Origin of the sequence: Cryobacterium sp. TMT4-31 (assembly GCF_004403385.1) — a bacterium.
Lineage (GTDB): Bacteria > Actinomycetota > Actinomycetes > Actinomycetales > Microbacteriaceae > Cryobacterium > Cryobacterium zongtaii.
This window is the reverse complement of the sequence record NZ_SOGI01000049.1, coordinates 18,063-32,018: the sequence shown is the minus strand read 5'-3', so window position 1 is coordinate 32,018 and position 13,956 is coordinate 18,063. Positions and strand designations below refer to the sequence as shown.

General features: G+C 69.0%; 13 protein-coding genes. 8 read left to right on the top strand and 5 right to left on the bottom strand.

The genetic code is table 11. From position 1 onward, the window contains the following. Positions 1-34: 34 nt before the first annotated feature. From E3T19_RS11550 to E3T19_RS11530, 5 genes are all read right to left on the bottom strand, one after another. A complete protein-coding gene (locus E3T19_RS11550) occupies positions 35-1,015 on the bottom strand; it encodes a hypothetical protein (RefSeq protein WP_134408863.1) in 981 nt (326 codons plus the stop codon). Positions 1,016-1,225: 210 nt separating this feature from the next. Continuing rightward, complete coding sequence (locus E3T19_RS11545; protein ID WP_134408862.1) at positions 1,226-2,110, bottom strand: TIGR01777 family oxidoreductase; 885 nt, start codon at positions 2,108-2,110, stop codon at positions 1,226-1,228. Positions 2,111-2,113: 3 nt separating this feature from the next. Beyond that, entirely contained in the window at positions 2,114-2,539 is a 426-nt protein-coding gene (locus tag E3T19_RS11540; protein WP_088455713.1) for an OsmC family peroxiredoxin, read from the bottom strand. Positions 2,540-2,637: 98 nt separating this feature from the next. Next, positions 2,638-3,168: a DUF4395 domain-containing protein gene (locus tag E3T19_RS11535; protein WP_134408861.1), complete on the bottom strand. Its 531-nt coding sequence runs from the start codon at positions 3,166-3,168 to the stop codon at positions 2,638-2,640. Then, positions 3,165-3,626 carry a thioredoxin family protein gene (locus tag E3T19_RS11530; protein ID WP_134408860.1) on the bottom strand — a complete coding sequence of 154 codons (462 nt, stop codon included), beginning with the start codon at positions 3,624-3,626 and terminating at the stop codon, positions 3,165-3,167. The genes E3T19_RS11535 and E3T19_RS11530 overlap by 4 nt, the downstream gene beginning before the upstream one ends. A gap of 113 nt (positions 3,627-3,739) precedes the next feature. Here E3T19_RS11530 and dapA point away from each other — a divergent pair, with 113 nt between their 5' ends. From dapA to E3T19_RS11490, 8 genes are all read left to right on the top strand, one after another. After that, complete coding sequence (gene dapA / locus E3T19_RS11525; RefSeq protein WP_088455716.1) at positions 3,740-4,717, top strand: 4-hydroxy-tetrahydrodipicolinate synthase; 978 nt, start codon at positions 3,740-3,742, stop codon at positions 4,715-4,717. Positions 4,718-4,803: 86 nt separating this feature from the next. Then, a complete protein-coding gene (locus tag E3T19_RS11520; protein WP_088455717.1) occupies positions 4,804-6,480 on the top strand; it encodes a ribonuclease J in 1,677 nt (558 codons plus the stop codon). A 204-nt stretch (positions 6,481-6,684) separates the two neighbouring features. After that, entirely contained in the window at positions 6,685-7,749 is a 1,065-nt protein-coding gene (locus tag E3T19_RS11515) for a hypothetical protein (protein WP_174776450.1), read from the top strand. Continuing rightward, entirely contained in the window at positions 7,746-8,480 is a 735-nt protein-coding gene (locus E3T19_RS11510) for an ABC transporter ATP-binding protein (RefSeq protein WP_134408859.1), read from the top strand. Before E3T19_RS11515 ends, E3T19_RS11510 begins: the two co-directional genes overlap by 4 nt. Then, complete coding sequence (locus E3T19_RS11505) at positions 8,477-9,703, top strand: ABC transporter permease (protein ID WP_134408858.1); 1,227 nt, start codon at positions 8,477-8,479, stop codon at positions 9,701-9,703. Before E3T19_RS11510 ends, E3T19_RS11505 begins: the two co-directional genes overlap by 4 nt. Before the next feature lie 144 nt (positions 9,704-9,847). Continuing rightward, the gene (locus E3T19_RS11500; protein WP_134408857.1) at positions 9,848-12,760 is read left to right on the top strand and encodes a DNA translocase FtsK; all 2,913 of its coding nucleotides are present in this window, start codon (positions 9,848-9,850) and stop codon (positions 12,758-12,760) included. Positions 12,761-12,764: 4 nt separating this feature from the next. Further along, a complete protein-coding gene (gene pgsA / locus E3T19_RS11495; RefSeq protein WP_088455720.1) occupies positions 12,765-13,367 on the top strand; it encodes a CDP-diacylglycerol--glycerol-3-phosphate 3-phosphatidyltransferase in 603 nt (200 codons plus the stop codon). Then, the gene (locus E3T19_RS11490) at positions 13,360-13,899 is read left to right on the top strand and encodes a CinA family protein (RefSeq protein WP_134408856.1); all 540 of its coding nucleotides are present in this window, start codon (positions 13,360-13,362) and stop codon (positions 13,897-13,899) included. The genes pgsA and E3T19_RS11490 overlap by 8 nt, the downstream gene beginning before the upstream one ends. Positions 13,900-13,956: the final 57 nt, after the last annotated feature.

Genomic DNA, 13,956 nt, shown 5'->3' with positions numbered 1-13,956 from the left:
CGCGCCCGGCCAGCTCCGCGCCGCACCGGCCCGCTCAGCGCCCGGCCAGCCGGGGGCGCCCCGGGGTGAGGCCCAGGCGCGCCAGCCGCGCCGACAACCGCGGCACGCTCATCCCGGTGGCATGGTCCCAGCGAACGAAGCCGAGCACCTGCAGCCGAATGGCATCCTCGCGGAGCTTTTCCTCGTACACGACCTCTGCCGGGGTGCGTCCGGCGAGCAGCACGGGATCGAAGTACTTCACTCGACCGTCGCTCTCGCCAACACCCCGCACGCCCCGCCAGAAGAAGTCCGAGAAGACGGTGCGGTCCTCGATCACGAACGGATGCTGCAACTCGGGTTCGGGAAGTCCGGCCAGCGCGATCGTCACCCGAGTGCCCGATTCGTCGGGAGAGCCCGAGAGCGGCGTGGCAAAGTCGATCACCGTGCGCGCCCGCACCGAACCGCGGAACGGCAGCATCCGGTGCCAGGTTTCGAGCAGGGTCACCCGGTCCGTGAGCGGCAGGATGCGACCGGTCCGATCCACCGCCAGAGCCCGATCGGCCGCGGCGACCGCCGACCGAAGGTCCACAATCGTTGCGAGCTCGATCACCGTGCGGGCTACCGAGGTGACCAGCACTCCGTCTTTCAGCTCCACATCGCGGGCGTCGAAGCCCACCGTGTGCTTGCGGATGCCCGGGTCCGAGCGTCCGCCGGCTGCACGCGGTCCCAGGAAGTGCACCTCATCGGGCCACGGTGCCTGCAGCGGTAGGTGCCACAGCACCGCGGCCGACTGGTGGGAGAGCGGCAGCGCGCCTCGTCGGGCCAGCGCCGCCGCCCGCACTCTCAGTGCATACCGCTGGTCACGGTCGAGGCCGGCCCAGACCGCTGCGGGGCAGTACTGGCCCCAGCCGATGCGGTGCAGGTAACCGCGCTCGGCACCGCGACGCAGGCGAAGATCGGCGCCGAGGGCTCGCCGATAGTCGGCGGCCAGGAGCACTTCGGGTGGGAAGGACGGGTGTTCTCGACGATCGGTCATCCAGTGAGTGTCGGCGCCGGGTGCCGCGGCCACGGCGATCGAACCGTGGTCGTTCACAACATCGGGCCGGCGCCCCTGTGGAGGACTGCCCAGCCATCGCGCGGGGCGGCCCCCTGGGATGCGTAGTGCGGGTCACGCGCCGTTATGCGGGTGGCGCGCCACCCGCATAACGGCGCCTACCCCGCATAACGAGATTGCGCCCCCAAAGGCCTAGCGCAGCATCCAGGTGACAGCTTCGGCGGCCGTACGGTGGGTGAAACGGAACCCGTCGGCCTGCAGCTTCGCCGAGCTCACCCGCTGGTCGGCGAGCAACAGTTGCCGGGCGGCATCCTGCAGCGCCAGGGTCAGCACGAACTCGGGCACCGGAAGGAAGAACGGCCGGCGCAGCGCCGAGGCCACGGCCCGGATCACCTCGTTGGCCGTTGCCGGGGTGGGGCCGGTGAGGTTCACCGGGCCGCTCAGCTCCGAGGTGAGCAGGTGCACGATCGCCGCGGCTTCGTCGTGGAGGCTTACCCACGGCCAGATCTGGCTGCCACGGCCGAGCGGTCCGCCGAGGCCGAGCCGGACGATCGGCATGAGGGGCTTCAGCGCGCCGCCCTTGGCGAGCACCAGGCCGGTACGCAGCAGCACCACCCGGGTGCCCTCAGGGGCCAGCCGGGCCTCCCCTTCCCAGGTCGTGACGACGGTGGCGAGGAAGTCCGAGCCCGGTGCGGACTCCTCGGTGAGCTCCTCGCCGGGCCGGTTGCCGTAGATCCCCACGGCGGACGCGTTCAGCAGCACCGTCGGTGGCGTGCCGGCCCGGCGCATGGCGTCGGTGAGGGTACGAGCGGCCTGCACCCGCGATTCCATGATCTGGCGGCGGTAGGACTTGGTCCAGGGCAACCGCCCGATCGACGCGCCGGACAGGTTGATCACCGCGTCCACGCCGTCGAGCACGGTGGGATCCAGGGTCAGTGTCGCCGGGTCCCAGCGCACCTCCGACCTGGAGCGCGCGGGGCGTCGCACCAGACGCAGCACGGTGTGGCCGGCCGTTTCCAGCTGGCGGGTCAGTTCGGTGCCGATGAGCCCGGAGGCTCCGGAGATGAGTACGCGCACCGCTCAGGCCAGTTCGGCTTCGATGGTGATCGGGATGCCGGTCAACGCTTGCGAGATCGGGCAGTTCACCTTCGCGTCCTGCGCGAACGCCTCGAACTCCGCCTCAGTGACACCGGGAACGTTGGCGCTGACGAGCAGGTGGCTGCCGGTGACACCGGTGCCGGCCACGAACGTGACCGCCGCGGTGGTCTGGATGCTCGTGGGGGTGTGTCCGGCGTCGGCCAGGATCAGGGCCAGTGCCATCGAGAAGCAGGATGCGTGCGCCGCGCCCAGCAACTCCTCGGGGTTGGTCGTATTGGCGGTTCCCTCGGCCCGGGCCTTCCAGTTCACCGGGAACGACCCGCCGTGCGAGGAATCGAGCGTGACGGTTCCGGAACCCGTCGTCAGGTCTCCGGTCCATACGGTGGTTGCTTCGCTGGTCAGGGCCATGGTGATACCTCCTGGAAGTGGAGCACCAGCCTATCCGCCGGGCCTGAACCGTTCACAGGGAATCCTCGGGCGACGGGCAGGTTCGCCAGACCCGCCGGTCAGGGCGCCGCCGGGCTACGCCCGAGGACGCCGGCCCGCACCAGCAGGAGGTACAGCTGGCAGCCCAGGCAGTAGTCGAAGGCCGCGTTCAGGAAAGCCGCCACGAACGCGGCCGCCGCCGCGAGGGGCACGGCCACGATCACCCCGGCCAGGCCGAGCAGCACCCCGGTCAGGGCGACCAATAGGCCGACACCCTGGGCGAAGGTGGGCGGGGCCGGGTCTTCGAGTTCGGCCGGCGGGCCGAGCCGCGGGCGCACGAGGGCCTTGTAGAGCCACCCGTACGGATGCCGGGCGGCCCCGGCGATGGTGCCCCAGGCGAACACCGCGGTCTGCACGGCGAGCAGCGCCAGGGCGGCGTCGGAGGCTCCGACGAGCGCGAGGAAGATTACCGCCAGCAACACGACGGCGGTGACGGCCGCGCCGAACCGGGGGCCGCGCGGGTCGATGCCCGTCCGCTTCCCGGCAGCGGCAGCGGCAGCAGCGGCAGCGGCGGCGGCGGAAGCCGTCGCAGCGGATTCTGGCTGGGTCATCGGAACTCCTGAACGTTTCGGGCAAGGTCATCGAGGTGCGCGTGCAGGGCGGCCCGGTTCGGCACACCGCCCACCCGGGCGCGCACCCGGCCGGCCCTGTCGAGCACCAGTGTGGTGGGCGTCTGCAGAACCTTGAACCGCCGGGCGAGGTCGGCGCGATGGGTGAGGTCCACCTCCACGTGCCGCACGCCGGTGCGGGCATCCGCCACCTGGCCCAGCAGCACGCTCGTGCCGGGGCAGCGGGCGCAGAACTCGGTGGAGAACTGCAGCAGCGTCGCCTCGGCGCCGAAAACCATCGGCGTGTTCGACACGGTCAGGCCCAGCTGGGCGGCCGTGACGGCATCCACCGAGTCGGTCGAGCTCGTGAGCCGGCCCTGCCGACGGCGCCAGACCAGTCCCAGCGCGGTGGTCAACGCGACCAACAACACCAGAACGAGCAGGGCGGCGGCGGGGTTCATGCAGGCGAGGTTACGCCGCGGCGGGCCTCAGACCCCTCGTATGACGGCAGATGACGCGCGCGAGGGCAGGCGTGGAGGCGCGGGAGGGCGCGCTAGACGATAACCTGTAAAACGTGTCTACTCCTTACAACCCCTTCGGGCAGGTCCTCGTCGCCCTGGTGACACCTTTTACCGCTGACGGTGAGGTCGCCTGGGCCGACGTCGAGAAGCACATCGACGACGTCATCACCGCCGGGGCCGACGGCATCGTCGTCACCGGCACCACCGGCGAGACCTCCACCCTCACCGACCCCGAGAAGATCCGGCTCGTCGAGGTCGGCAAGGACGTTGCGGCCGGTCGCGCCAAGATCATCACCGGCGGCGGCTCGAACGAGACCGCCCACGCCATGCAACTCGCCAAGCAGAGCGAGAAGGCCGGCGCCGACGGCAACATGATCGTCACGCCGTACTACAACAAGCCCACCCAGGCCGGTGTTCTCACGCACTTCCGCATGATCGCGGATGCCACCGACCTGCCGGTGATCCTGTACGACATCCCGGGACGCACGGGCATCCCGATCACCTACGAGACCATCCTGCGCGCCGCGAAGCACCCGAACATCCTCGCCGTCAAGGACGCCAAGGGCGACCTGGCCCAGGTCAGCCGGGTGCTCAACCAGACCGACCTGCTCTACTTCTCCGGCGACGACCCCAACGTGCTGCCGCACCTGTCGATCGGCGCCACCGGCCTGATCGGCGTCACCGCGAACATCGCGGCCAAGCCGTACCGCCAGATGGTGGATGCCGTCAACGCGGGTGACCTCAAGGCGGCCACGCTCGCGCACCAGCAGCTTGAACCCCTCGTGCGCGCCGTGATGACCCACGTGCCGGGCACCGTCGCGGCCAAGTACATCCTGCACGGGCTGGGTCGCATCAGCAGCCCACGCGTGCGCCTGCCCCTGGTCGGCCCGGAGGAATCCGAGGCCGCCATGATCGAAGACGAAATCGACCTCGTCCGGAACATCCCCGGCGTCGACTTCACCAACTTCCGCCCCGACCGCAACGCCGCCGCCGGCGGGGCGCTGCCCAAGGTCGCCGGAACCACACGCTAAAAGATAAACGCACCACGGATCAACAGCAGCACCAACTCCACCCACCACTAACTTCACGCACCACCAACTCCACAATAGGAGGGCTTATGCCCAACGACGTATACGCACCGCCCGCGCTCCCCAAGGGAACACTCCGCGTCACGCCCATCGGCGGACTCGGCGAAATCGGCCGGAACATGACCACCTTCGAGATCAACGGCAAAATCCTGATCGTCGACTGCGGCGTGCTGTTCCCCGAGGAGCACCAGCCCGGTGTCGACCTGATCCTGCCGGACTTCACCCCGATCAAGGACCGCCTGAAAGACATCGTCGGCGTCGTGCTCACCCACGGCCACGAGGACCACATCGGCGCGGTGCCCTACCTGCTCAAGCTGCGCCAGGACATCCCGCTGATCGGCTCCGGCCTGACGCTGGCGTTCATCGAGGCCAAGCTCAAGGAACACCGCATCACCCCTTACACCCTGCAGGTGAAGGAAGGCCAGAAGGAACGCCTCGGCCCGTTCAACCTCGAGTTCGTCGCGGTCAACCACTCGATCCCCGACGCCCTCGCCGTCGCCATCAAGACCGAGGGTGGCAGCGTGCTGCACACCGGTGACTTCAAGATGGACCAGCTGCCGCTGGACAACCGCATCACCGACCTCCGCGACTTCGCCCGCCTGGGCGAAGAGGGCATCGACCTGTTCCTGGTCGACTCCACCAACGCCGACGTTCCCGGCTTCACGCCGTCCGAGCGCGCCATCGGCCCGGTCCTGGAAGACGTCATCGCCCGCGCCCCGCGCCGGGTGGTCATCGCCAGCTTCTCCAGCCACGTGCACCGGGTGCAGCAGGTGCTCGACGCCGCTCACGCCAACGGCCGCCGCGTGGCCCTGCTGGGCCGCTCGATGGTGCGCAACATGACCATCGCCGCCGACCTCGGCTACCTCAAGGTGCCCGACGGTGTGCTCATCGACTTCAAGAAGGCCGGGAACATCCCGGACAACAAGATCGTCTACATGTCCACCGGTTCGCAGGGCGAGCCGATGGCGGTGCTCAGCCGCATCGTCAACAAGGAACACCAGATCGAGGTCGGCCCCGGCGACACCGTCATCCTGGCCTCCAGCCTGATCCCGGGCAACGAGAACGCGGTCTACCGCATCATCGACGGCCTGACCAAGCTCGGCGCGAACGTCGTGCACAAGGGCAACGCCAAGGTGCACGTCTCCGGACACGCCGCCGCCGGCGAGCTGCTCTACGTCTACAATGTGCTCCGCCCGAAGAACGTGCTGCCCGTGCACGGCGAATACCGCCACCTGGTGGCCAACGCCAAGCTCGCCGTGCAGAGCGGGGTGCCCGTCGAACGGGCCATCCTCGCCGAGGACGGCACCGTTCTCGACCTGCGCGACGGAAACGTCACGAAGGTCGGCCAGCTCGACCTCGGCTACGTCTACGTCGACGGTTCCACCGTCGGTGAGATCACCGAAGCCGACCTCACCGACCGGCGCACCCTGTCCGAGGAAGGTTTCATCTCGATCATCGTCGTGGTGGACAAGTCCACCGGCAAGGTCATCGTCGGCCCGGAGATCCACGCCAAGGGCTTCGCCGAAGACGATTCGGTCTTCGACTCCGTCCGGCCCAAGATCGAGGCCGCCCTGGCCGAGGCCGCGCAGAACGGCACCCACGACACCTACGCGCTCACGCAGGTCGTGCGCCGCACCGTCGGCCGCTGGGTGCAGGCGTCGTTCCGCCGCCGCCCGATGATCGTTCCGATGATCATCGAGGCGTAACCGCCCGCTGCACAGCACCACTGTCAACCCCCGGCCGCCCTCGGCGCCGGGGGTTGACGCGTTCTTGGGTACCCCGCACACCGGGGGTCATCCTTCAGGAGGATTTTGCCCGAAAGCCGCCTCGACGGGCCGGAACAGCCCCTAGGCTCGTGCCAGTCGACACCGTCAGGTGCGATGCGAGCATGGGGGAAATCAGTGAATGTGATGCGCAAATGGGTCTTTCCGATCCTCCGATTGCTCGTCGTCGCGGCCATCGCGGTGGCCCTGGTGAAGCTGGCATTCTTTGCCGACGCCGCGGAGGCCCAGGACCCGGCCCAGCCGACCGGCCAGGTCGTGGAACCGCAGATCCCGGTTGCCCTGGGCACGATCACCAACGATGTGACGCTGCCCGGAACCGTGTCGGCGGATGCCGCCGTGCCCGTCAAGGCCGTCGCGGCCGGCACCGTCGACGAGATCTTCTTCGCCGCCGGAGCGACCGTCGCCGCCGGCGACAAGATCTACGACATCAAGGTCGAAACCGTGCGCGACCCCGTTGAGACGACGGACCCCGCCACCGGGATGATCGCCATCACCCAGCCCAAACCGGCGGTCACCTTCGAGAAGGTCTTCGCCCCCGCCGACGGCGTGCTCAGCGCCCTCACCGTCATCCACGGCCAGTCCGTCGCCATCGGGGACACCACCGGCCAGGTCGCGCCGCCCAGCTACTCGGTGAGCGGATCGCTCAGCCCCGAGCAGCAATACCGTCTCGTCACGCAGCCCACCGAGGCGTCCATCGCCATCACCAACGGTCCGGCCCCGTTCACCTGCACGGGCCTGCGCATCACCACCCCGCTGGCCGGGGCGGATGCCGGCGGCTCCGGCGGCGGCACCAATCCGGCGTCGGGCACCGGCACCGGCACCGGCACGGGCGGGGCGGGCGGCACCACCGTCAGCTGCGCCATCCCGGCCGAGGTCACGGTCTTCCCCGGCCTCGCCGCCCAGATCACCATCGCCGGCGGCAAGGCCGAGAACGTGCTCGTCGTGCCCACCACGGCCGTGAAGGGCTCTGCCGAAACCGGGGTCGTCTGGTTCGTGCTGCCCGACGGCACAACCGAGGAACGCCCGGTGACACTCGGGATGAACGACGGTACCTCGGTGCAGATCGTCGAGGGGCTGGCCGAGGGCGACCTGATCAACCAGTTCGTACCCGGCGCCACCGCCGTGAGCGGCTGCAGCACCGCCCCGGACGGCAGCGAGGTCTGCCCCGAGCCCGGAATGACCCTCCATTGACGCTCCTGCACCTGGCCGGCGTCACGCGCACCGTCCAGCTCGTCGACGGCCCACCGCTGACGATCCTCTCCGGCGTCGACCTCGACGTGGAGGTGGGCGACAGGGTCTCCATCGTGGGCCGCAGCGGCTCCGGCAAGTCCACCCTGCTCAACCTGCTCGGCCTGCTCGACAACCCCACCTCGGGTGACCTCGAGTTCGACGGTCGACCGGTGAGATCGTTCTCCTCCGGGGAGCGCGACAGGGTGCGCGGCCGCGACGTGGGCTTCATCTTCCAGCAGTTCAACCTGCTCCAGGGCCGCACGGCCCTCGAGAACGTGATGACCCCGCTGCTCTACGCGCAGGGCAAACAATTCTGGCAGCGGGCCCGCATCGCCACCGCGATGCTGGAACGGGTCGGCCTCGGCCACCGGCTGGGCGCCATGCCTGACAAACTCTCCGGCGGTGAACAGCAGCGGGTGGCGATCGCCCGCTCGCTCGTGCGCGGTCCGCGGTTGATCCTGGCCGATGAACCCACCGGCGCCCTGGACCTCGAGACAGGGGCGGATGTGATGGCGCTCCTTGACGAGGTCGCCACCGGCTCCGGCGCGGCCCTGATCACCATCACCCACGACCCGGCCATCGCGGCGCTGGCCAGCCGGCATCTGCGCCTGGACCACGGCGTGCTCACCGTGGCCGGCGGCCCGGTGGCCCCGGTCGTCCGCGACGACGAGCTGGCGACGGTGCCGGCATGAACCGGCTGCTCAGCAACGTGGTCGGCTCGTTCGTGGAGGCCTGGCAGGAACTGCGCATCCACAAGACCCGCGTGATGCTCTCCCTCATCGGCGTGGCCGTCGCGGTCTGCGCCATCACCACCGTCGTCGGCCTCGGCGCGGTGGCCCAGCAGTCCATCGTGGAACAGAACGAACGCAGCGGCGGCCGCAGCGCCACCCTCTCGCTCTACGCCGGATCGAACGACGGCAGCGCCATCGACCCGGATGTCATGCAAGAGTTCTGGGACACCTCGCTCGAGCGCTACGGCATCGACTACGCCAGCCGGGTGCTCTACACCACCCAGACCGTGCAGTTCACGGATGGTGCGGTGCCCGTGCAGGCGATCGGCGTCGACCAGCCGTACGGCACCATGCACCGCGTGGCACTCACCGAGGGGGACTGGTTCAGCGTTGACGACGCCGACCGCCTCGCACCGGCGGTGTTGGTCAACCAGATCTTCTGGGAACGACTCGGCCGGCCCGACCTGGCCACGCACCCCACCACCACGCTGCTGGGCGCCACCCCGACCACCGCCGTGATCACCGGGGTCTACCCGGTGAGCGTCTGGGAGACCGAGCCGGCCATGTACCTGCTCATGGACACCATCACCGCTCTCACTCCCGCCGACCAGCTCGCGGCCAGCGGCAGCGTCCCCAATTACGAACTATGGGTGCCGCCGGAAATCAGCGAGGACCTGATCGTTGCGCTGCAGCGGGATGCCCAAGGGGCGCTCGGCGCCGGCACGAACGTGTCGGTGAGTCGACAGGACTACGCTGCCCACAACGAGGACCCGTTCGCGTCGATCAAGCTGCTCGTCGGGGGAGTGGCCGGCCTGGTGCTGCTGCTCGGCGCGCTGGGTCTGGTGAACATCGCCCTGGTCACGCTCAAGCAGCGCATCCGGGAGATCGGGGTGCGGCGCAGCTTCGGCGCCACCGCCGGCCGGGTGTTCTTCTCGGTGATGATGGAGAGCATCGTGGCGACCCTGGTGGCCGGCGTGGTGGGGGTGATCGGAGCCGTGCTCATCGTCACCAATCCCATGCTGCAGGAGTTCATCAGCCAGGGCATGGTCACCGATTTCCCGCCGTTCCCCGTGGAAGCCGCCATCCTCGGCCTGGTCTGCGCCACCGTCGTGGGCGCCCTCGCGGGCCTGCTGCCCGCGCTGGTGGCGGTGCGCGTCAAGGTCATCGACGCCATCCGCTATTGACCATTCGCGAAAGCGGCCGGGTGGTCGCCACGGCCCTCTCGAAGCAGCCATACAGCCGCTTTCGCGAGCCGTGGGACCTTCCACGACCGGGTAATTGGGCGTGGGCTCACACCGATGTCGGCCGTCGGCGGTACCGTGGAACACATGGCTACGAGCACTAAGTCGACCGGGCGTGCCCGCAGCACACCTGCGCGCGGCACCGGAACGACCGCGCGCACCAAAGCCGGCAGCACCGCGACCCAGAAGACCGTCAAATTCGCCCCGGCCGAGCCCAAGCCGGCCATCGCCGTGCGCATGTGGATGGGTCTGGCCCACGTCGCCGGCGGCGCCGCCCGCGCGCTCGGCCCCGAGCAGCTCTCCAAAGAGGAGCGCCGCGACGGCCTGCCCTTCTTCCTCGTGCTGCTGGCCGTCGCCGGCGCCGTGATCGAGTGGTTCCTGATCAACGACCCGGTGGCCCAGACCCTGGACGCTTGGACCTTCGGCGCCCTCTTCGGCCGGCTGGCCTTCGCCCTGCCGGTGATCCTGCTGCTCTTCGCCATCTGGCTGTTCCGCAATCCGAGCTCCGTGCACGACAACGGCCGCATCGGTATCGGCCTCTCGCTGCTCCTGGTCACGGTCTCCGGCCTCTGCCACATCTTCGGCGGGCAGCCCACACCCACCCAGGGCGTGGAGGTGCTCGCCCTGTCCGGCGGTGTCCTCGGCTGGATGATCGCGGCCCCGCTGATCTTCCTGATCACCACCGTCGGCGCGGCCATCGTCGTGATCCTGCTGCTGATCCTCAGCCTCTTCATCATCACCAAGACCCCGCCGAACAAGATCGGCGAACGCAGCCGTGAGCTCTACGCCTGGCTCTTCGGCACCCCGCTGCCGGCCCCAGAGGAGCGCGCGGCCGCCAAGGAGATCCGCCAGGAACGCATCCAGGCCCTCAAGACCAAGCAGATCGAACTCGACGGCCTCGACCCGGCCCACGACGACGACACCGACGAGGGCGCCCTGCCCTGGTGGCGACGTAACACCAGCAAACGCGAAGAAGACCCCGACTTTTCCAGCGCCATGTCGTCGGAGTCCGACGAGGCCCGGCCTCCCGCTGCCGACCCGCTCAGCACGCTGCTCAACGGCGGGGCGGATGCCGCCAAGGGCGGCTTCGACACCGCGCTCGAGTCTCCCCAGGCCCACGTTCCCCCCGTTCACACCGATCACTACGGCACCGAGGTGCTCGAAGACCTGCTCAAGGCCGAGGAAGCCATCAAACGCTTCACCGGCGAAGTCGCCGCGGTGCCGCACGCGACGGGCCTGCAGGCCGACGACCCAACCGGCCTCACCGAAGTGCTGCCGGGCCTGGACGACCTCGACGAGGCCGCCTCGGCGGTGGACCGGTCCGCGACCGAGCTGGGCTTCGGCGAGCAGCCGAACCTGCCCTACGTGCTGCCGTCGTCCACGACCCTCATCGCCGGTCCGCCGGCCAAGGCGCGCTCCGCCGCCAACGACGAGATCGTCAAGTCCATCACCGAGGTGCTCAGCCAGTTCTCGGTGGATGCGAGGGTCACCGGTTTCTCCCGCGGCCCGACCGTCACCCAGTACGAGATCGAACTCGGCCCCGGCGTCAAGGTCGAGCGGGTCACCGCGCTGAGCAAGAACCTGTCCTACGCCGTCGCCTCCAACGAGGTGCGCATCCTCTCGCCGATCCCCGGCAAGAGCGCCATCGGCATCGAGATCCCCAACACCGACCGCGAGATCGTCACCCTCGGCGACGTACTGCGCTCCGGCACGGCCACCAACAGCACCCATCCGATGACCATCGGTGTCGGCAAGGACGTCGGCGGCGGCTTCGTCATCGCCAACCTCGCCAAAATGCCCCACCTGCTCGTGGCCGGATCCACCGGCTCGGGTAAGTCCAGCTTCGTGAACTCGATGATCACCAGCCTGTTGATGCGGGCCAAGCCCAGCGACGTGCGCATGGTCCTGATCGACCCCAAGCGCGTCGAACTCGCCGCATACGCCGGCGTACCGCACCTGATCACTCCCATCATCACGAACCCCAAGAAAGCCGCCGAAGCGCTGCAGTGGGTCGTGAAGGAGATGGACATGCGTTACGACGACCTGGCCAGCTTCGGGTTCCGGCACATCGATGACTTCAACAAGGCCGTCGTCAACAACGAGATCGTGCTGCCGGCCGGCAGCGCCCGCAAACTCAAGCCATACCCCTACCTGCTCGTGGTGGTGGACGAGCTCGCCGACCTGATGATGGTCGCCCCGCGCGACGTCGAAGATTCCATCGTGCGCATCACCCAGCTCGCCCGGGCCTCCGGTATCCACCTGGTGCTGGCCACCCAGCGGCCCAGCGTCGACGTGGTCACCGGCCTGATCAAGGCCAACGTGCCCTCCAGGCTGGCCTTCGCCGTCACCAGCGTCACCGACTCCAGGGTCATCCTCGACCAGCCCGGCGCCGACAAGCTGATCGGGCAGGGCGATGCCCTGTTCTTGCCGATGGGCGCTTCCAAGGCCCTGCGGGTGCAGGGCGCCTGGGTGAACGAGGCCGAGATCGAACGGGTCGTCAAGCACGTCACCCAGCAGGCCCGGCCGGACTACCGGCCCGACGTCTCCGCCGAGGCGCCGCGCAAGGAGATCGACTCCGACATCGGTGACGACCTCGAGGTGCTGCTCGCGGCCGCCGAACTCGTGGTGTCCACCCAGTTCGGTTCCACCTCGATGCTGCAGCGCAAGCTGCGGGTGGGCTTCGCCAAGGCGGGCCGCCTGATGGACCTGCTCGAGTCCCGCGAGATCGTCGGCCCGTCCGAAGGCTCCAAGGCCCGCGACGTGCTCGTCACCGCCGAACAGCTACCCAGCGTCCTGGCCAAGCTGCGCGGCTCCGACGCCGAGCACCACGCCGCCACTGCCCGATCGCAGTTCGAAGAGTCCCAGCGGTCGCAGGCGCACGAGCAGGCCACCCCCGACCCGCGCTACGCCGACGACCCGGTGGCGAAGATGAGCGAAGGGTACGCTGAGGAAGACGGCGACTCGGACGAAGACGCCTGGCAACTCACCGACAGGGAATGACCCCATGGCTACACCGACACCTGCGGCCCCGCCGTCCAATTGGAACCTGCCGAACATCATCACCATCGTGCGCATCCTGCTGGCACCGGTGTTCTTCTGGATGCTGCTGGCCGACAACGGCGCCGACGAGGCCCTCCGCTGGTGGGCCGCCGTGCTCTTCATCGTGGCCATCGCCACCGACGGCGTCGACGGGGCCATCGCCCGCCGGTACAACCTGGTCACCGACCTCGGCAAACTGCTCGACCCGATCGCCGACAAGATCCTCACCGGCGCCGCGCTGATCGGACTGTCCATCCTCGCCGAGCTGCCCTGGTGGGTCACCCTGGTCATCCTGGTGCGCGAGATCGGCATCACCGTCTTCAGGTTCGCCATGCTGCGCGACAGGGTCATCCCGGCGTCCCGCGGCGGCAAGCTCAAGACCATCGCGCAGTCCGTGGCGATCTCGCTGGCCCTGCTGCCGCTCTGGCTGGTCTTCGGCGACTGGATCCACTGGGTCAACACCATCGCCATGACGATCGCACTGGTGCTCACCGTGTACACCGGCGTCGAATACCTCGTCGCCGCGCGCCGGGAGAACAAGCAGGCCAAGCCGACCAGCAATGCCTGACCCGTCCGGCGCTGAACCGACGTCGGGCCCGGATGCCGCGGCCGCCCTCGTCGCCGCCCTCACCGCCAGACACCTCACCATCGCCGTAGCCGAATCCCTGACCGGCGGACTGCTCGTGGCCGAGCTCGTGCGCATCCCCGGCGCATCCGTCGTCGTGGCCGGGGGAGTCGTGGCGTACCAGACCCCGCTCAAGCACACCCTGCTTGGCGTGGACGCCCTGCTGCTGGCCGAGCACGGTGCCGTGCACCCCGAGGTCGCCAGACAGATGGCCACCGGTGTGCGCACCGCGCTGGCGATCGACGGGCGCCCGGCCGACATCGGCATCTCGACCACCGGGGTCGCCGGCCCCGACGAACAAGACGGCCAGAGCGTCGGCACGGTCTACCTGGGAGTGTCTTTCGGGGATAGGGTGCGGGCCATAGCGATTAGTCTCACCGGCGACCGGGCAGCGATCCGGATGCAAACCGTTGCGCACGCGATCGAAGCTGTGTGTCAGCTGATTGAATCCACAAAGCTTCAGATCGCGGAATAGTTCCTGTTACCGGTGGGTTACAGAACACATATTCACAAGTAAAGTCCAGTCATCCTC